At 69.5% G+C, this 19151-nt stretch carries 16 protein-coding genes, 1 tRNA gene and 1 pseudogene; 6 read left to right on the top strand and 12 right to left on the bottom strand.

The annotated features are described in order from the left end of the window. Positions 1-249: 249 nt before the first annotated feature. Positions 250-1440: an acyltransferase family protein gene (locus ACYUED_RS40735; protein ID WP_491289425.1), complete on the bottom strand. Its 1191-nt coding sequence runs from the start codon at positions 1438-1440 to the stop codon at positions 250-252. A 134-nt stretch (positions 1441-1574) separates the two neighbouring features. Beyond that, positions 1575-2492, bottom strand: a complete 918-nt coding sequence (locus ACYUED_RS40730; RefSeq protein WP_491289424.1) for an SGNH/GDSL hydrolase family protein — start codon at positions 2490-2492, stop codon at positions 1575-1577. 316 nt (positions 2493-2808) lie between these two features. Between ACYUED_RS40730 and ACYUED_RS40725 the strand changes: the two genes are divergently transcribed. Continuing rightward, positions 2809-3060: an NfeD C-terminal domain-containing protein gene (locus ACYUED_RS40725; protein WP_491294662.1), complete on the top strand. Its 252-nt coding sequence runs from the start codon at positions 2809-2811 to the stop codon at positions 3058-3060. 12 nt (positions 3061-3072) lie between these two features. After that, entirely contained in the window at positions 3073-4260 is a 1188-nt protein-coding gene (locus ACYUED_RS40720; RefSeq protein ID WP_491289423.1) for a flotillin family protein, read from the top strand. Between the two features lie 311 nt (positions 4261-4571). Here ACYUED_RS40720 and ACYUED_RS40715 read toward each other — a convergent pair whose 3' ends face one another. After that, positions 4572-5264, bottom strand: a complete 693-nt coding sequence (locus ACYUED_RS40715; RefSeq protein WP_491289422.1) for a M24 family metallopeptidase — start codon at positions 5262-5264, stop codon at positions 4572-4574. A 114-nt stretch (positions 5265-5378) separates the two neighbouring features. Then, positions 5379-6587 carry an MFS transporter gene (locus ACYUED_RS40710; protein ID WP_491289421.1) on the bottom strand — a complete coding sequence of 403 codons (1209 nt, stop codon included), beginning with the start codon at positions 6585-6587 and terminating at the stop codon, positions 5379-5381. A 54-nt stretch (positions 6588-6641) separates the two neighbouring features. On the opposite strand from ACYUED_RS40710, the gene ACYUED_RS40705 reads away from it, so the two are divergent. Further along, positions 6642-6830, top strand: a complete 189-nt coding sequence (locus ACYUED_RS40705) for a hypothetical protein (RefSeq protein WP_491289420.1) — start codon at positions 6642-6644, stop codon at positions 6828-6830. A 616-nt stretch (positions 6831-7446) separates the two neighbouring features. On the opposite strand, the gene ACYUED_RS40700 is transcribed toward ACYUED_RS40705, so the two are convergent. Then, complete coding sequence (locus ACYUED_RS40700; protein WP_491289419.1) at positions 7447-8925, bottom strand: alginate lyase family protein; 1479 nt, start codon at positions 8923-8925, stop codon at positions 7447-7449. A 186-nt stretch (positions 8926-9111) separates the two neighbouring features. Here ACYUED_RS40700 and ACYUED_RS40695 point away from each other — a divergent pair, with 186 nt between their 5' ends. After that, positions 9112-9267: a hypothetical protein gene (locus ACYUED_RS40695; RefSeq protein ID WP_491289418.1), complete on the top strand. Its 156-nt coding sequence runs from the start codon at positions 9112-9114 to the stop codon at positions 9265-9267. A gap of 666 nt (positions 9268-9933) precedes the next feature. Here ACYUED_RS40695 and ACYUED_RS40690 read toward each other — a convergent pair. The 6 genes and pseudogenes from ACYUED_RS40690 to ACYUED_RS40665 all read right to left on the bottom strand — a co-directional run. Further along, the gene (locus ACYUED_RS40690; protein ID WP_491289417.1) at positions 9934-11121 is read right to left on the bottom strand and encodes an ABC transporter ATP-binding protein; all 1188 of its coding nucleotides are present in this window, start codon (positions 11119-11121) and stop codon (positions 9934-9936) included. 90 nt (positions 11122-11211) lie between these two features. Continuing rightward, the gene (locus tag ACYUED_RS40685) at positions 11212-12045 is read right to left on the bottom strand and encodes a carbohydrate ABC transporter permease (protein WP_491289416.1); all 834 of its coding nucleotides are present in this window, start codon (positions 12043-12045) and stop codon (positions 11212-11214) included. Beyond that, on the bottom strand, positions 12045-13004 hold the full coding sequence (locus ACYUED_RS40680) for a carbohydrate ABC transporter permease (RefSeq protein WP_491294661.1): 960 nt from the start codon (positions 13002-13004) through the stop codon (positions 12045-12047). The genes ACYUED_RS40685 and ACYUED_RS40680 overlap by 1 nt, the downstream gene beginning before the upstream one ends. Positions 13005-13074: 70 nt before the next feature. Next, positions 13075-14385 carry an ABC transporter substrate-binding protein gene (locus ACYUED_RS40675; RefSeq protein ID WP_491289415.1) on the bottom strand — a complete coding sequence of 437 codons (1311 nt, stop codon included), beginning with the start codon at positions 14383-14385 and terminating at the stop codon, positions 13075-13077. Positions 14386-15509: 1124 nt separating this feature from the next. Further along, a tRNA-Pro gene (locus ACYUED_RS40670) sits at positions 15510-15583 on the bottom strand. A gap of 136 nt (positions 15584-15719) precedes the next feature. Beyond that, positions 15720-16597 (bottom strand): annotated as a pseudogene (locus tag ACYUED_RS40665) (methyltransferase); the annotation flags it as partial. Positions 16598-16896: 299 nt separating this feature from the next. On the opposite strand from ACYUED_RS40665, the gene ACYUED_RS40660 reads away from it, so the two are divergent. Both ACYUED_RS40660 and ACYUED_RS40655 read left to right on the top strand, forming a co-directional pair. Next, complete coding sequence (locus ACYUED_RS40660) at positions 16897-17616, top strand: thiamine pyrophosphate-binding protein (protein ID WP_491289414.1); 720 nt, start codon at positions 16897-16899, stop codon at positions 17614-17616. A 100-nt stretch (positions 17617-17716) separates the two neighbouring features. Next, a complete protein-coding gene (locus ACYUED_RS40655) occupies positions 17717-18649 on the top strand; it encodes a transketolase family protein (RefSeq protein WP_491289413.1) in 933 nt (310 codons plus the stop codon). Between the two features lie 130 nt (positions 18650-18779). On the opposite strand, the gene ACYUED_RS40650 is transcribed toward ACYUED_RS40655, so the two are convergent. Beyond that, on the bottom strand, positions 18780-19139 hold the full coding sequence (locus tag ACYUED_RS40650) for an MmcQ/YjbR family DNA-binding protein (RefSeq protein WP_491289412.1): 360 nt from the start codon (positions 19137-19139) through the stop codon (positions 18780-18782). Positions 19140-19151: the final 12 nt, after the last annotated feature.

Genomic DNA, 19151 nt, shown 5'->3' with positions numbered 1-19151 from the left:
CCCGCCCAGCCGCCCACCTCGCGCACCTGTCCGCCGTCCGGCCGTCGCTGACGAGCCCTGTCGCTTCGAGTACCGCGGCGACGGGGGCCACTGCGGCGGGGGCGGCTGCGGCGACGCGGGCCGCCATGGTGAACCACGCGGCCGACGACACCCTCGAGGTACCGGCCGCCGGCCGAGCGGCGAGGACCCGGACCTCACTGCCGGGCGTCGCCGCAACGCCGGGCGCGCAGGGTCAGGGCAGAGAGCACGTCACTCCCTGCGGGGCAGGGAGGCGGGGTGCTGGGCGTCCGGCTGCCGGACGGCCGGTCGGCGCGTGTCGGTGCGGTGGCGGCCGCGGAGCAGCAGACGTCTCGCGGGCCGTTCCACCGCCTCGTACAGGATCCAGGACAGGCCGAGCGAGACGGCGAACGCGACGGCGGTGACGGTCAGGCCCTCCGTCACGCCGTAGCGGGGTTTGACGCCGAGCAGGTTGGTCCCGGCCCGCAGGACCAGCAGGTGGACCATGTAGAAGGCGAACGAGAGCTCCCCCAGCCGTACCAGTCGCCGGTGGCGCCACAGCGACGGCAGGCCGCGCAGATCCGCGACGGCCGCCGCGGGGATGAGCAGCGCGAAGCCGATGACGGTGCAGGTGGTGGCCGGGTAGCCGGCGGTGACCTGCGGGACGAAGAAGTAGCCGATGATCGCCAGGGCGAGCGAGGCCTCCAGGCCGGGTCCGCGCCACCGGTCGAGCAGCACCAGCCGGGCGACGGCGGCCCCGAGGACGAACTCGGGCAGACGCGCGGCGGGGAGGGAGTCGATCGGCTGGCCGAGCCGGTGGTGTGTGTCCACCCAGGCCAGAGCCAGGACCGCCAGCACCGACGCCCCGGCCAGCGCCGCCGCTCCCCGGCCGCCGAGCCGGCGCAGCAGGAGGGCCAGCAGCGGGAAGGCGGCGTAGAAGAAGGCCTCGCAGGCCAGTGACCAGCTGACCGGGTCCAGGGTCTGCCACCACGGGCGCCACCAGGAATGCACCAGCAGGACGTTGGCCAGTCCTTGGCGCAGCGTCGGCTTCGTCTGGTGGGCCAGCGTGTAGGCCATGAGCAGCGCGATCGCGGCGGTGACCAGGTGCACCGGCAGGATGCGCGCGATGCGCCGCCGCCAGAACGCGGGTGCACGGTCGCCCGGACGGGCGGACCAGGTCAGGACGAAGCCGGACAGCACGAAGAAGAACGACACGCCTGTGGCGCCGGCCCCGAACGCCCATTTCACCGCGCGGCCTGCGGTGCCGTCGAAATAGCGGAAGTTGTTCACGTGCAGTCCGAAGACCAGCAGCGCGGCGACCCAGCGCAGCCCGGTGAGGGACGGCAGCGAGGGCGCCGCGGCGGCCGAAGGACTCTCGGTGGTGGCGGTGGCGGCGGTTTCGGTGACGGACGTCGGCCGGGGGGCCCTGGTCGCCGTCGTCATCGAATCACCTGCCGGGGGCTGTGAGTACGGGGCGTGAAACGGGGCATGAAGGGGAACGTTGCCCGTTCAGCACCTTTCATTCCGCCCCGTACCCAACGTCACACCAATGCCGACGAACATCGGCGGCACACCGCTCAGCGACGGCCGTGCCCCTTGCCCAGACGTTCGAGTACGGCACGCGCCATCGCTTCCTCGCCCTTGGCGTTCGGGTGCGCGGGAGCGGCGGGTGAGGCCGGCTGGAGTGGTTCGATCCAGCGGTCCGCGGGCGCCTTGCACATGTCGTGGCCCCGCGTGGGCCCGTACGTGTCGACGTACTTGGCTCGGTTCCACTCGGCGACCAGGCGAAGCATCAGGTTCAGTCGCTTGCCGGTGTCCCGCAGATAGGGGAAGTCCCCCGCCGCGAACGGCACCGAGGGGTAGCAGCCGCTTCCGTCGTCGGGCAGCAGGTCCGGGTAGCCGACGACGAGCACCCGGGCGTGCGGCGCCCTGGCGTGCACGGCCCGCAGCACCGCGTCGACCTTCGGCGCCGTCTGCGCGATGTTGACCGCCAGCTGGTCGATCCCGGAGGAGGCGTAGTAGCGCCGGCACGGGTCCCCCGTCGGATCCTGGGGGCCGAGACGAGCGCAGGTGCCGATGATGGGGCCGAATCCGACGTCGTTGCCGCCGATCTGGACCGTCACCAGATCGGTGTCCCGGTGCAGCGCGTTCAGCTGCGGGTCGTTGGTGCCCTGCGCCTTCCACATGTTCTCGGTCGTCGCTCCGCTGCAGCTCACGTCCTTGAACGCGGTCACCCTGCGCTCCGCCGCCACGATCGAGGGGTAATTGTGATCGGAGCGGGCGCAGTTCGCGTCCACCTGCGTCGGGATGAGAGGGCCCGCCGTGTACGAGTCCCCGAGCGACACGTAACGCGTGTCGCGGCCGCCTCCCTGGCCGTGCGCCGCGGCAGGAGTCGTCGATACGGCGACGAGGGCACAGCCGCCGAGTGCCGCCCCCATCGCGATCCCGCGCCGCCGACGTCTCCCAGCTGTGCCCGAACCCGTGTCGTCCGCCATGCGAATCCTCCCCCTGAGGCCCCTGAGACATGGACGTCGCGCGGAGCCGGCACCAGGGGGCGCGGGCGTCACACGCGACGGAGCCTGTATACCGTTCGGTATGTCCCCGGGGCCAGAGGCAGGACACAAGCAGCTGATGCACGGGAGGCAGAAGCCGTCGTGGACGGGGATCGATCATGACGCGCGGGCCGAACTCCCCGCCGGACAGAGACGATACGTCCCTGTGACGAGGTCGGAACCGGCGGGCCCGTTGGGTCTCCGACCCAGGTAGGTCTATCGTCTGAATCGTGGGCCAGAACATAGAGGAGCGGCCATGATGCCGCAGGACGAAGCCGTGATCGGCTGCACGGGCGCAGTACTCATCGCAACCCGCGGATCCGCGGGCCCCGGCGAGGTCCTGGTCCGGGTCAGGGGCGGTTCCGAAACCTTTCTCGCCTGGTCCGAAGATCCCCTGCCCACGGGGGCGACAGTGCTCGTGATCGAGTCGCGTGGATGTCGTGAGGTCAACGTCATCGAGTGGGTGGATCCATTGGACGCGCTCGGCGGCGACGCCGTGGGCGCAGATTGAGGAGTAAGCAGCATGTTCGGATACCGCGTTCCCGCTCCCGACGAGGCGATGTTGATCTCGGGCGGGCGGCGGGGACTGGGGGGCGCGCCGTTCCGAGTGGTGACGGGGCACGGAAAGTTCGTGATCCCGTTCTTTCGCAAGACCCGCTTCCTGACCCTGTCGATGTGTGAGGCCGAGGTCACCGAGACCTGTGTGACCCGGCAGGGCATCGCGCTGCACGTCCGCGCGGTCATCGCCTTCAAGGTCGGCAACGACCACGAGAGCATCATCAACGCAGGCCAGCGTTTCCTCTCCGACCAGGAGCAGATGTCGGTCCTGACCGGCCGGATCTTCGCCGGTCACCTGCGGTCGATCATCGGCTCGATGACCGTCGAGGAGATCGTCACCGAGCGGCAGAAGCTCGCCGCGGAGGTGCTGGACACCTCGAAGACCGAGATGGCGAAGATCGGTCTGATCGTGGACTCGCTGCAGATCCAGTCGATCGACGACGGCGACGCCGGCTACATCGACGCGATGTCCGCGCCCCACAAGGCGGCCATCCAGCGGCAGGCCCAGATCGCCCAGGCCCAGGCCACGCAGGCCTCGGTCGAGGCGGAGCAGGTAGCGGCCCGCAAGCAGGCCGAGTACGCCCGGCAGACGGCCGTCGTCAAGGCGGAGTACTCGGCCGAGGTGGACCGCGCCCAGGCGCAGGCCTCTCAGGCCGGACCGCTGGCTCAGGCGCACGCCCAGCAGGAGGTGCTCGCCGCCCAGACCGAACTGGCCCAGCGGCAGGCGAAGTTGCGTCAGCAGCAGCTGGTGGCCGAGATCGTGAAGCCCGCCGAGGCCGAGGCCGAGCGGATCAGGGTACTCGCCGCCGCCGACGCGCAGCGCATGAAGATCCAGGCGGAGGCGGCTGCCTCCTACGACCGGGTCGCGCTCGACCGGATGCTGATCGACCAGCTCCCGCAGATCGTCAAGGAGGCGGCCGGCGGTCTGGCCGGGGCCAACGTCAACGTCCTCAACGGCGCTGACGGCCTGGGCGAGATCGCCGCGGGCCTGGTGTCCCAGGGCCTGACCATCCTCGACTCCGTCCGCCAGAACCTTGGCAACCAGGACGCCAACGAAAACCGCCGCCCCGACGAGAGCAGCGCCAACGGCCTGCTCCAGCTCCGCTCGGGCAAGGACCGCAAGACGGACGACGGCCCGGTGGACGTGGACTAGCGGGATCTTTGCAGAGCCTGAGCAGCGCATGAACTGAGCCTGAGCTCGGGGGCTGGGTGCGGGGCGGTTCCCGGGCGCGGCACGGTCCCCGGGCTCGGTCCGGATTCGGCGTCTCACGTGAGGTGCCGACCCGGGCCGGCCCGATGTGGCGGCGGGCCGGTTCTTCGCGACGCGTCCGGTCATCGCCGACGCGCTCAGCAGGTGGGGACCCGTCCTGCTCCCGCCGCTCCCGCTTCTCCTGATCGCCCTCGGGCTGCTCATCCTCGTCGACGGAGGGGCCTTCGGCCTGTGCCGACACCGCCCGTGCGGGTTCAGCCGAGGGTGAGCAGTTCCTCGTAGAAGCCGCCGAACTCCCGCTCCCGGTCGATGAGATGGATCTCCAGGATCCAGTGGCAGCGGCGCCCGGCCTTGTCGGTGCGGCGCAGCGGGGTGTCGTTGGCGGGGGTGATGTACGACTCCGTGTCCGCGCCGTCGATCGTCTCGTGCGGGAACTCGCCGACCAGGTGCCCGGCGTGCCAGCCGCCCAGCTGCCACCCGCACGCGGCGGCCAGCCGCTCGACCTCGTCGTACAGCTGCTGCCCGGTGATCTCCGGATTGCGGCCGAAGTACTGCTTGCCGGCCGCGAAGACCTTCGCCAGGTCGTCCCTCAGCCGCCCCTTGTCCGGGTCGTCGCCGAGGACGAAGGTCCGTCCGAAGTCGGCCTCGTATTCTTCGAAGATCGGGCCGAAGTCGGCGAACACGATGTCGTCCGCGCCGATCGCCCGGTCCGGCGGGTTCTCCCGGTACGGCATGAGCGTGTTCGGCCCGGAGCGCACGATGCGCTTGTGCCAGTGCCGGGTCGTGCCGAACAGTTCATTGGCCAGGTCCCGGATCCGGTCGCTGACCGCCCGCTCCCCCTCGCCCGGCGCGACGAGACCGCGCTCGTCGATCTCCGCGAAGAGCCGTTCGGCCTTGGCCTGGGCGTCCAGCAGCCGTTCCGCGCGCGTGAGTTCGTCGTCCGCCATGCGACCGACCGTAGATGTGGTGATCACTCTCCGGCAAGCGAAATTGTCACCGCCGGGACTCGGCGCGGGCCGTCAGGCGGCGCGCACGGCACGTGCCCGGAACCGGCGCGTCCTTCATGGCCCTCCCTCCTCCCCGCGGGGCCGGGCCGGCCGGCCACGGGCGACAAGACACGCCGGTACGGCCACGGCGGCGCCGATGTACAGCAACGCCTGGTAGTCCAGGGCATGCACGATCTGGCCACCGACGGCGCCGGCCAGGGACAGGCCCACGAACAGCGCGCTGTTGTTCCACGACAGCATCGCGGTCGCCCGCTCGGGGAACATGTCGACCAAGTGGCGCTGCTGGGCGGGGAAGAAGGCGTAGGCAGCCAACGCGAACAGGGCCAACGCGCAGGCCAACGCCCAGGTGGCGGAGAACACCAGGGCGACGACGGCTTCCAGCGCTGCCGTCAGCGCCAGCGCCGTCCCGGTGACCCGCACGGCATCGGCCCGGTCCGCGATCCGGCCACCGACCTGCCCGCCGACGACGGCGCCGACGCCGTAGACGACCAGCAGCCACGTCACCGCGGTGGCCCTGCCGTCGGAATGCAGGGCGACGGCGAGGAAGGTGTAGAGGCTGTACACGGAGAATGCCCACAGGCTCGTCACCGCTACGGCGGACACCGCGACGCCTGTACGGGGCCGCCCGGAACTGTGGGGTGCGCTGGGCGGGGAGAGTGCCGCCGGGACCGGAACAGCGCGCCAGACGAAAGCGTGCGGGAAGGCCAGAAGGAACGTGCCCGCCGCCAGGATGACAAATGCGGCCTGCCAGCCCACGTACCGCCCCAGGAGCGACCCGGCCGGCGCGCCCACCCACAGGGCGGTCAGCAGACCCGATCCCACCACGGCCAGCACCTGCGCCCGTGCCTGAGGCCGCGCACGGGTGCTGACCAGGGCGTACACCGTCGGGCCGGTCGCGGCGGCGGCAAGGCCCGCCACGACGCGGGCGACCAGCAGCACACCGAAACCCGGCGCCAGGGCGGTGCCGACGTTCGAGGCAGAGAACAGCACCAGAGCGACGACGAGTACCGTGGCGCGGTCCCATCGGTCGGAGACCCAGCCGGCGAAGGGTGAGGCCACCACGTAGGCGATGGAGAAGGCCGTGACCAGCAGGCCGGTACTGGCTGCGGAGACATCGAACGACGTGGCGATATGAGGGAGCAGCGGCGCCACCACGAAGAGATCGGTTCCCACAAGGAACTGCGTCAGCCAGGCCAGCGCGACCGGTCCGGCGGACAGAGCGGGCACCGTGTCCACGGCCGGCTCGCTGCGGGGCGAGTGCATGGTGTCGACGCTAGGGCCTCCGCCGAGGAGCGGCCATCGGGGACGGGCAGAGGCGTGGGTACGAGTCCGGCAGTCTCGCCCGAGCTCAGGACACTCCGTCGCGATCAGGGCTTCGGCATAGTCAGGTGGCGTCCGGTTCCTGACGGCCTGCCGGCCGAGCGCGGGCTGCGGCTGAGCTTCGACGAGGTCGTCCACCACGCCGGCAACGACGCCCTGCGGCAGAGACTGGCCGGCCCGGCCTGAGGGCGTAGCACCGGCGGCGGTGTCAGGTGTCCAGGTGCCGCCGGCAATGACCGCCTACGGCTCGGATGGCGGGATCTTCAGGACCGCAGCGCCACTGTTGTTCGACGATCAGTTCCGCAGGGGCTGTTACCGACTCGATCCGGCCGCCGGAGTCGATGGTGATGTCGAGCCGTTTTCCCGAGTCGGTGAGTGCGCCGACGGGACGTGGGCCTGTCGGTCGGAAGTGGATGCGGCCTGTGGGGACGTCGGGATCGAGGCCGATCGTCCCGGTCATGAGGGCGACGGCTGCTGCGGCCGACCGGGCTTGTGGTCGGCAGGCGGCCGGAGAGGGGGCGGGCACGGGAGTGTCCGTGCGGGCGTCGCCGCCCCAGAGTTCCGGCAGCGGGTGGTCGAACGCCGGTACGGCGGCGGGGATGCCCTCGATGAGGCGAGCGGCATCTGCGGAGTCTTTCCGTCAGTATTCGCTGCCCACGCATGCGCGGTGGAGATCTTGGATGCGACTTTGCGGCGGAGCGGCGGAGTGCCGGGCCCCACCCCGGCAGCTCCACTCACACCCAGGCGCGCGTAGGGAGCCCGACTGCGGTCAGTCACCGGATTTCTTGTGTCACCGCGGGTGTCACTCCGCGTCGCGGGGGGCCTGGCCGCGGCGGCGAAGCAGCAGGAGGCCGCCGGCGACCGCGGTGACGCCGGTCGCCGCCGTCCACAGAGGGAGGTCCGAGGCGCCGGTGGCGGCCAGGTCCTTGTCGCTCTTTCCGCCCTGGGCGCTGACGTCCCCGGAGGACTGCCCGGCCGAGGACTTCGATGAACCGGACGTTCCGGAGGTACCGGACTTGGCGGCCGCCGACTTCGACGGGGACGGTGAGGCCGCCGCCTCGGCCGCGGCGGCCTTGTCCCGGGTGTACGCCAGTGTGCCGAAGCCGAGTTCGTCGAATCCGCCGCTGTTCGGGCCGTAGTCGCCGCCGCCCCCCTCGGGCCCGCTGCGGGCCACCAACTCGCGGGTGTTCGGCATGGCCATGCCGCGCCTGTTGGCGTAGTGGTTGTAGACCCGCGCCCAGACCGGGCGCCCACCGCCACGGCCGCCTTCGGAGATGGCGGTCTCCTCCGTGTTCAAGCAGTGCACGCCGTTTGTCCAGGTGTAGGAGGTGTAGGGCACCTCGTGGCCGAGGTTGTACCGGGCGACGTACTCGCACGCCTTGCGGAACTTGGAGTCCTCCGCGCCGTAGAGGTCGACGCCCTGGTTCCAGGCCATCTCGCAGATGGTGCCCATCAGGCCGATGCCCAACAGGCTGTGGCCCTGGTCGCGCCCGCTCTCCTGCCACTGGGCCAGGTCGTTGCCGTAGACGTGGGGGATCGCCTTGTTCAGCGCGCCGTTGCCTGCGCCGTGGTAGAAGTAGTCGACCGTCTCGTTGAACTTGGCCCGGTCGTCGCAGAGGATCCCGATGGCCATGACCGAGGCCATCGAGCACAGGTCCCAGTTCGCCCAGTAGTGGCCGATGCAATTGGTCTTGCGGTTCATGAAGTCGTGGTTCATCGGATAGAAGTGGTTGACCAGCATGTCCTGGAAACGGGCCAGGTCGAAGCCGGGGTAGCCGCGCATGAGCTCGCCGGCGTTGGCGAACTGGTACCCCTGGATGCCAGCCATGAGCACGACTTCGGAGCCTCCGGCGATGCCCGTCAGCGTCCCCGACCAGGCGTTGCAGATGTCCCGTGCGGTGTCGGCGTGTGCGGTGTCGCCGGTGATCTTCCAGCGCAGCGCGTTCTGGTAGGCGGCGTGGGCGTCGTGGTAGAGAGCCCCGTAGTTCTGGACGTAGCTCCCTCCCCGGGCCGGGGTCGCTTGCGGGTTGGGCAGGTATGTGCTCTGCGAGTGGCGGTTGGCGGTGAGCCTGGCGAAACCCGCCGTGTAGGGGGCGGCGCCCGCCTTCACCTTGGCGGCCATGCGCTCGAGATCGGCCCGGGTGTGGAGCATCCCGGGGTGTGCGAAGGATGTGCGCGCCGCCGTCGCGGGGGAAGCGGCCACGCCCGTGCCGATGCCGACCGCGCCGGTCGCCGCTCCCGCGGCTTTGAGCATGGTGCGTCGGCTGATCTGAAGTGTCACTGTGTCGTTCCTTGGGCTCTTGTGGGGACAGTGCCTGGGTAGGGAGACGTGATACGGAGCGGGCGATAACACAAAGTGGGCACCACCGATGAAAGGCAGGTGGTTTTGACAGTCCTCCGTCATGGGACTCAGCGTCACGCGGAGGAAGCTTCCCTGGCCCACGAGACAGCCTGCGCCCTGCGCGACATGGGCCAGCCACCGGACGCGGAGATCCGAGAACGGCACCACAGGGCGCCGTGGGTCCTCGACGCCCAGAACCGCGACCCGCCCCAACTCGCCCAGCAGGCGCCGCAGCGGGGAGGAGACATCGGGCAGGACCCGGTGAGCATGCCGAGTGCCTGAGTGCAGTCTCAGCGCACCGCCGCGCTCGCGGCCCACGGCATGGCCGTACGCCACGACGGCCCCCGGGAGCGTGCGGGCCCACGCTGCGGAGCGCGAGCACGGGTGCGCACACAGGAGGGAAGAGAGTGGCGCAGGTGCCCCGAGTCGAGCGAGCAGGCGCCGCGAAGGTGGACGGCCGGAAGGCACGATGCGTGCTGCGCGCGCCGCGCTCGCTGCCGAGCCCGATCGTCGTGACCCGCTGACCTCGGTCAAGGACCCCGGTCCCCAACTGGCCCCAAGAATGATCAAGGGCCGGTTTCGGATGCCTCCGAAACCGGCCCTGACCTGCGACTGTCTCCAGTCGGGACGACAGGATTTGAACCTGCGACCCCTTGACCCCCAGGAGTGAGAGCTTGGGGTATTTTCTGGATATAACAGACTTAATATGGGCACAAGTTGTGTGCAGCAGCCTCCGTCTTGCGCCATCGCGCGCGCCGTGTGGTCCCCCACTGGTCCCCAAGCCGCTTCAGAACAGCGTCTTGCACCGGCCGCCGGTGGCGCCTGAACACCACGCGCCCCCTCCACAGGGAACACCCCTGTCCGGGACACCTGCACAGTCGGCAAAGACCAGCCGCCTCTTGAGTCGCCGGGTACATGGATGCGGATCGCGCCCTGTGTGGTGCATCGTCAGTCCGCCCTCACTGGATGCGTGAGGTTCGCTCCGGTCGCCGGGTCGAACACGTGAGCCTTGGCGATGTCGACCTGCAGCTCTACCGGTTCGCCCTCACGGGCACGCGTGGCGGCGTCCAGGCGGGCCACGATGTGATGAGTGTCGGCGCCGGTGTCACGCAGGCCCGAGTCCTTGGCGAGCTCCTCCAGTTCGGCGGTCGTCGCGGGCCCGCCTTCCGCGGTGAAGTAGACGTACACATCGGAGCCCAGCGACTCCAGTACCTCCACGGTGGCGGTGAAGACCGGGCCCGTCCGATCCCGGTCGTGTGACACGGCCACGTCCTCGAATGCCTCCGGTCGTAGCCCGACGATGACCTCACGGGGCGCGTTCTGCCTTTCCAGCGCCTGCCTCGTACGGTCGTCGAGGATCAGGTCGCCCAGGGGCGAGCGCAGGGCACCACCCTCGAAAGTGGCGTTCAGGAAGTTCATCGCCGGGGAGCCGATGAAGCCCGCGACGAAGATGTTGCGCGGCAAGTCGTACAGTTCGGCAGGTGTGCCGATCTGCTGGACCAGGCCCTGTCTCATGACCACGACGCGGTCGCCGAGCGTCATCGCCTCGGTCTGGTCGTGGGTGACGTACACGGTGGTCGTGCCGAGGCTCCGCTGCAGCCGGGAGATCTGAGTGCGCATCTGTACCCGGAGTTTGGCGTCCAGGTTGGACAGCGGCTCGTCCATCAGGAACGCTTTGGGATCACGGACGATCGCCCGCCCCATGGCCACCCGCTGGCGCTGACCGCCCGAGAGGTTGGCGGGCTTGCGGTCCAGGTGCTCGGTGAGGTCGAGGATCCGGGCGGCTTCCGTCACCTTGGCGTTGATGGTGTCCTTGTCCACCTTGGCCAGGCGCAGCGGGAAGCCCATGTTCTCCCGGACGTTCATGTGCGGGTACAGGGCATAGCTCTGGAACACCATGGCGACGTCGCGTTCCTTGGGAGCCAGGTCGTTGACGACCCGGTCTCCGATGCGCAGGGTGCCCTCGGTGATGTCCTCAAGTCCGGCGATCATGTTCAGGGTGGTGGACTTGCCGCATCCCGACGGACCGACCAGGATCACGAACTCCCCGTCGGCGATCTCGAGGTCCACGTCCTTCACAGCGAGGGCCCCGTCGGGAAAGCGCTTGGTGACTCCCTCGAGGATGATCTCGGCCATGGATGGTGCCTCCTTGCCTTGATGCCTTCCGGGTCCGAGCACTGCGGTCGGTGTCCCGGACCGGTGGCCTGTCTGCCGCGGTCGGCCCGTTCACCCCTTGACTGCCCCGGAGGTCAGTCCGGCGACGATCCGCCGCTGGAAGAACAGGACGAAAACGATGATCGGGATGGTGATGACGACAGCGGCGGCGGCGATCGACCCTGTGGGCTGCTGGAACTGGGAGCTCCCGGTGAAGAACGCGATCGCGGCCGGCACAGTGCGCGCGGACTCGGTGGAAGTCAGCGAGATCGCGAACAGGAAGTCGTTCCAGCAGAAGATGAACACGAGAATGGCCGTGGTGAACACGCCCGGCGCGGCCAGCGGCACGATGACCATCCGGAATGCCTGCGCGGGCGTCGCCCCGTCGACCTTGGCAGCCTTCTCCAGATCCCAGGGGATCTCCCGGAAGAAAGCCGACAGGGTGTAGATCGCGAGCGGCAGGGAGAAGGTCATGTACGGGATGATCAGCCCGACCCAGGTGTCGAAGATCCCGATGATCCGCTCGATGTTGAACAGTGGTGACACCAGGGAGATCGGGGGGAACATGGCGATCAGCAGTGACATGCCGATGAGCACCCGCTTGCCGGGGAAGCGCAACCTGGCCACCGCGTAGGCGGCCATGGTGCCCAGTGCCACCGCGATCACCGTGGCGATCAGGGCGATACCGATCGAGTTGATCAGCGCGCGGGTGAACTCGGAGGTGTCGAAGATGCCCCGGTAGTTCTCCAGGGTCCAGTCCCTGGGGATGTAGTCGCCGTCCGTGAGGGTGCTGGGATCCTTGAACGACAGCGCGGCGATCCACCACACCGGGAACAGGGCGTACAGCACCACCACCACGTTCAGGACGCCCCATCGGGCGGCATGCGTCTTTCCTACGGCGGCCATCAGCGCTTCACCTCCGCGCCGGGTGCGGCGGCGCCGAACAGCTTGACGAAGGCGAAGGCGATGATCCCGACGCAGATGAAGATCAGGACCGAGATCGCCGACCCGATGCCCAGGTTCAGCGCGGTGAACAGGTTGTCGTAGCCGAGGATCGACAGGGAGCCCGTGTCCTGGGCGCCGGCGGTCAGGATGTAGATGTTGTCGAAGATCCGGAACGCGTCCAGCGTGCGGAAGAGCAGTGCTACCAGGACGGCCGGTTTCATGAGCGGCAGCATGATCTTGGTGAAGCGCTGCCAGGCGGTGGCACCGTCCACCATGGCCGCTTTCAGCGTTTCCTCGGGGACGAGCGCGAGGCCCGCGAGCAGGAGCAGGGCCATGAACGGCGTCGTCTTCCACACCTCGGCGAGGATGATCAGCCAGAGGGCGGGCCACTGCTCGGTCAGGGGCGCGTCTCCGCTGGGCAGCAGCCCGGCGAGGTATCCCAGCTCCGGGGTCCAGGCGTACTGCCAGGAGAAGGCGGCGACGACGGTGACGATCCCGTACGGAATAAGGATCGAGGTGCGTACGGTGCCGCGCCAGAAGATCGTGCGGTGCATCACCAGGGCGAGCCCCATGCCGAGGACCAGTTCGATCGCCACGGACACGGCGGTGATGAACAGCGTGACCCAGAAGGCGTCCCACCAGAACGGGGAGGACAGCACCGCCCCGTAGTTGCTCAGGCCCACGAACTCGGCCTGTCCGGGGAAGCGAAGGTCGTACCGCTGGAGGGACAGATAGATGGCGTACCCGATGGGGTACGCGGTCACGGCGATCATGACGACGACGGCGGGCGCGCAGAGCAGCCAGCCGAGCCGCCGCTCCTGCCTGGCGCCCGCCGAGAGTGCCGCCCGGTCCGGCCCGGTCTGCTCGGTCTCCGCCTCGGGGGGCGGCGGGGTTCCGGCCGGTTGCGCCCGCGTGCTCATCTCGGGCCGTCCGAGGACGAGGCCCGCGCGCTGCGGCATCGGGCGGCAAAGTGGTGCGGGAAGTGGTGGTTCACGGGATCACACCCTCGGATCGCAGGGCATCGTCGATCTGGTCCCTGATGGTGTTGACCGAGCTCACCGGTTTGATCCCGGACGGCGGAGACAGTGTGTGGGAGACCGCGATCGACACGTTCTGGTAGGCCGGAGTGATCGGGCGCACGCTCGCCGACTGCAGGGCGTCCAGCACCTCCCGGGAGAAGGGGTACTCCTTCATGAAGGCGGGCTCGTCGTACAGGGCGCGCAGGGTGGGCGGCAGACCGCCCTCGATCGCGGCGGTGAGCTGGTTCTCCCGGTTGCGCAGGCACAGGGCCGCCTCGAAGGCCAGGTCCGGGTGGCGGGAGTAGGCGCTCACGGCCAGATCGATGCCGCCGATGGTGGGCCGCGCCGGGCGGTTCGCGTCGACCCGGGGGTACGGCGCCCAGCGGAAGCTCTTGAACAGTGCGGGGTTGTTCGCCTTCATCGACGGATAGACGAACGGGTAGTTGAGCTCGAACGCCGCCGTCCCCGACTCCATGGCGAGGCGGTTCTGGTCCTCCATCTGGTTGGGCAGGGAGGGGTCCGCGGCCGGGGAGTTCGCCAGGTCACGCATGATCCCGGCGGCCCGCACGGCAGGAGGGCCGAGGGAGGGCTCGGTCGCGCTCGCGTTGAGGATGGAGCCGCCCGCACTGTTGATCAGCGTGTTGAACCAGACGGTCAGGCCCTCGTACTGGGCGCCCTGGATCTCCACGAAGTGCGGTTTGCCCTGGCGGGCGAGGGCGCCGGCCAGGGCCAGCATCTCGGCCCAGGTCCTGGGCGGGGTGGGCACCAGATCCTTGCGGTACCAAAGGAGCTGGGTGTTGGTGTTGTACGGGACGGCGTACAGCTTGCCTTTCCAGGTCGAGGTCTGCAGCGGTACGCGCAGGGTGCCCTTGATGGCCTGCTGCTTCGCCGCCCCCGTCCATTCCCGGATCCAGCGTGCCTCGGCGAACTCCGCCGCCCAGGTGACGTCCAGGCCCAGGATGTCGAGCGAGTCGTCCTCAGCGGCGAGCCTGCGGACAAGCTGCTGGCGCTGGCCGTCCGCGGCGCGCGGGAGCTTGTTGTAGCTGATCCTGTAGCGGCCGCCCGACGCCTGGCTGCACCGGTCGGCCGCCTTCTGCAGCGCACCGGAGTCGTCGGGGAAGTTGTACCAGTTGAGGGTGGGCCTGCCGGAGCCCTCGTCACTGCCACAAGCAGCGAGAACCGACGCAAGCAACGGCAGTACGGCGAACGCCCGCAGCCATCGCGTCCCCCTGGGGCGTCCCTTCTGACCCGAAACGGGCCGGCAGCCGCACTTCGCGTGCACGTGCTCCACACCTCTCTTCCGGACGGTGGCACGGGGCTCGGACCTCGCAGCGTTTACTGCCAGCGAACACTAAAGGCCACATAAAGCAAGATCAAGCACATATCGCACCCAATCGCCCAACCACTGGGCCCTGGACCCGGCAGCGTCCAGCGGCGCCGAGGCCCTGATCCTCGAACCACGGCCAGACGATCCACCCTCCTTCTTCAGGTAGCTCGCCGGCGGTGAGGTGCGGCTGCACTTCGACTTGAGGGTCGGCTACGACCCCGCCGGAGCCCAGCCGGACTGGTGCGCCCGGCGCTGGAAGCGGCCGGAGTCATCCCGCCGGAAGACTCCATCGATGACCTGCTCGGCGCGGACGAGGAGCTGTCCCCTTCCAACAGACGCGTCGGGTGGTGACGGTCGTCGGTGAGCACTTCGGACGGTCACTGCCGCGGCAGGTGATCGAGAGCGGGCGGCTTCCTGCCGTGGTCACCCGCACCTCACCTCCGTCCTCCTGGTGACCGCGAGCGTGTTCAGAGATCTGATGGACGCCCGAAGGGCCGCAGCATCGGTCACGTCCACGGACGTGACCCGGACGACACGGGGCCAGCAGCATGGACAGGCGCAGCCAATGCCGTACCAAAGGGGCAGCGTGGGCAGTCTGCGCACACACCTTGGCGCACCGGAAAAACTGGCGCATCCTCATCAAGGTCCACCTGGGAATCCGTCACGCCACCACGCTGATGCGTGCTCTGCTCGTCCTGACGAACCTCGAAGTCACCCGCCGACAGATGACCTTGCGCCCCGACAACCGCCCACGACCCGGACAAGAACACGACCGACAACCCACACCAACCGCATGCCCAGCAACGTCAGGTTGGTGCATCTCCATCGGCCGGGACCCGGAACACAGACACGAGCACAGGCCGCTCCCGGCAGGGGCGTTGGATGGACGTGGCCGTACCGGCGTCGGCCCGCGGAGAGCGGAAAGTGCGCACGTCAACGGACCGCATGGCGCACCTTGACCGGGTCAAGGTGCGCTTCAGCCCCGCCAAGTGCGCTGGTCCCCACCTGGTCCCCGAGAATGGTCCAGGGGCCGTTTCAGATCTCCTCTGAAACGGCCCCTGGACTGCGACTTCGTAAAGTCGGGACGACAGGATTTGAACCTGCGACCCCTTGACCCCCAGTCAAGTGCGCTACCAAGCTGCGCCACGTCCCGATGCCCGTCTGACCTGGGGTTTCCCCCCGCCGAACGTGCATGGAAACCATACCGCACTCGGGTCGATGGTCGCGCATGGCTTTTGCGTGGGCCGACCGGCGTTGTGCGACAGGCCCGACCGCCGGAATGACGCCCACCAGCCCTGGCCTCCCGTTGTATTCCTGATCGCCTGACCGATGAGCGCCTCGGTGATCCGCCGGGTGGTCTGCGCGGCAACCCGGGGGTCGACGGCGGCGTAGCAGGTGAGGCCGGGGCCCACGATGTCGACGCGCACGGTGAGGTTCAGTCGGCGGACGTTCTCGCGTGCGCAGGCCAGGGCACGCGGGCTGATGTCGGTGGCCACGACGTGGTCGATCCCCCGATGGGCCAGGACGGCGGCGAGCACTCCTGTCCCCGTCCCGACGTCGAAGGCGGTACGGCGGCTCGCGCGGCGGCCCGGCGCTGCGGGGAGCGGTGCATGCGCAACGAGGTCGACGTACTCGCCCCTGACCGGAGAGAACACTCCGTAGTGCGGGTGAATACGAGCGTCGAGGGCCGGTACCTCCACGCCCTTCGCCCGCCATTGATGCGCTCCGATCACGCCCAGTAGTTCTGTGAGCGAGACAGCCACGGCTCGGACGGCGGACCGTACGCCTCGGCGCATGCCTGGCGCACGTCGGGGGCTCTGCGGAGGCTCAGACCGTAGTCCGCTTCCAGCCGGACGAGGAGCTTGCCGAGCACGCGGGCACGGTGGCTGCGGGCCCTGCGGTGCAGGTGGAAGGAGCCTGTCGGGCTGTCGCTCTGCCTGACAGGTTTCCGCTTGATGCGGCGGCCCATCGCTTGCAGCAGTTGACGTGCGTTATGGAAGTCACCCCGCCACAGCATGGCGGTTCCTTCGCAGGCCAGACGGTAAGCAGCGTCGGCTTTCATACGGTCGTCCGCGGCGATGACCCGGCTGGGAGGCGGTGTCGCGCTCTCGGAGTGCCAGTGGGCGGAACGGGAGGTGTTCGTCTCGGTCCAGTGGATCGTGGACACCAGGTACTCCTCGTGATCGAACGTGCAGGGGCACGAAGAGCACTTCGACGAGGAGCAGGGCAAACGGCCCATGCTGCGGCACGGGCGCGCGTGTCAGGGCAGGTAGGGCTACCGCTCCCGCGTCGAAGCGCGAGAGGAGGAGTCGCCTAGAACCATGCCGAGCGTCACGACCAGCCCTTTCAGAGAGATGAGGTAAGAGCCTTGCACAGCCCTTTCTCGGCAGGCAAAGCAATTCATGGCTGGGCGGGGAGAGTTGTCCGCTTGACCTGAAGTTTGGTTGAGGTTGCACGATCGTCCGTATGACGATGACTGACGCGATCACCGAGGTACAGCGGCATGGCTACGCGTACGAAGACCTGCCCCGGTTCATGGGGTTGATGACGGGCGACGAGAAGCACGGCCCGGCGGCGACGTCCACGCTGGATGTGTTGTGGGTGTTGTACGACCGCGTGCTGCGGGTGGGGCCGGAGCGGACGGGCGACGCGGAGCGGGACCGGTTCCTGCTCTCCAAGGGCCATGGGCCGATGGCGTATTACGCGGTGCTCGCCGCCAAGGGCTTCCTGCCCGTGGACTGGCTGCCGGGGTTCGGCTCGTACGACTCTCCGCTCGGGCACCACCCCGACCGCGTGCTCGTTCCGGGCGCGGAGATCGGCAGCGGGTCCCTGGGGCACGGGCTGCCGATCGGCGTGGGGACGGCGCTGGGGCTGCGGGCTCAGGGAATGCGTGAGCCGCGGATCTGGGTGCTGATCGGGGACGCCGAGCTGGACGAGGGCAGCAACCACGAGGCGATCGCCTTCGCCGGGCCCGCCGGTCTGGAGCAGCTGCACACCGTCGTCGTCGACAACTCCTCCGCCGGCCATGCGCGACCCGGCGGCATCGCCGCGCGTTTCGAGGCCGCGGGCTGGTCCGCGGTCACCGTCGACGGCCGTGACCACGAGGCGCTGTACGCCGCCTTCACCGCTCCGCATCCGGGCCGCCCGCACGTCGTCGTGGCCCGGGTGGAGCCGAAGAACGCCTGAGTCCCGCCCACGTCCGACCCCGGCCCCGTACCGCACCTGCCGTATGCCGCTCCTGCCGCGTACGGCACCTTCTTCGACCACGAGAAAGGCCCGACCTTCCATGGAGACCATGCGTGACCGTTTCGCTCCCGTCGTCTCACGGCTGCTCGACGAGGATCCACGTGTCACCGTCGTCCTCGCCGAGATCGGCAAGGACGGCTTCACCGAGGCGCGGACGCGGCACCCGGACCGCGTGGTGAACGTCGGCATCCGCGAGCAGCTGCTGATCGGGACCGGTGCGGGACTGGCGCTGACCGGGATGCGGCCCGTGCTGCACACGTTCGCGAGCTTCCTCGTCGAGCGGCCCTTCGAGCAGGTCAAACTGGACCTGGGGCATCAGGACGTGGGCGCGGTGCTGGTGAGTGCCGCCGCGTCCTTCGACTGGCCCGCCGGCGGGTACACGCACATGGCTCCCGGCGATGTGGCCCTCCTCGACACCCTGGACGGCTGGACCGTGCATGTGCCGGGGCACCCCGACGAGGCCGAGACCCTGCTGCGGCACGCGGTCGCCGCGGGCGACGACAAGGTGTACGTGCGGTTGTCCGTGCAGTCGAACCCGGCCGGGCTCCCGGTCGACGGCGAGCGGTTCCTCACTGTCCGCGAGAGACGCTCCGGCGTGGTCGTGGTCGTGGCCGTCGGGCCGACGCTGGATGCCGTGCTCACCGCCACGGAAGGGCTCGACGTGACCGTGCTGTACGCGACGACGGTGCGGCCCTTCGACTCGGCCGCGCTGCGCCGGGCCACGGAGACGGCAGGAACCGACGTCGTCCTCGTCGAGCCGTACCTTGCGGGCACATCGACCGCGGCAGCGAACGACGCGCTCTCCGATGTCCCCCACCGCGTGCTGGGCCTCGGCGTGGGCCGTCGCGAGCTGCGGCGGTACGGCCGAATCGACGAGCACATCGCCGCACACGGCCTGGACGTCCGGTCGCTGCGGGAGCGGATCGGCGGGTTCGTCTCCGGCGGACGGCGCGCGGCTGTGCGGGTCGGGTGATGCGGGGCCGTCGAGGGCCGGCGTGACGGGCAAGGTCGCGCGCCCCGGCACCCGCACCCGCACCCGCACCCGCGCCCGCGCCCGCACCCGCACCGGATCACGCACCCGGCACTGACAGGTTCGCGGGATTTCAGCTCTGCCCCGGGAGCCCCAACTCCGGGTGCGCGTCGAGCAGTCGGGGCGGTGCCGCCTGGCGCCAGGAGTCGGCGAGGATGTCGCGCAGTTCGCCCTCGTCCTCGATCGAGGCGAGCCGGGCTCTCACCCAGGCGAACTGTGCCTCGTGGTCGGCGATCCAGAACTTCTCCGGTTCGGCCAGCACCAGTTCGTCGCGCTCCTCCTTGGGGCAGCGCACGGCGATGGAGGTCTCGTCCTCGGGGAGCGTGGCGAACATCTTGCCCGCGACCCGGAACGTGGGCATGCTCCAGGCGATCTTCTCCGTCGTGTCCGGCAGGGCAAGGCAGATACGGCGTACGTCTTCGGCATCCGACATGCCTCGCACCGT

Source organism: Streptomyces sp. DF42, assembly GCF_058267695.1.
Note: the sequence above shows the minus strand (reverse complement) of the source record. Positions and strands in the feature narration are given on the sequence as shown.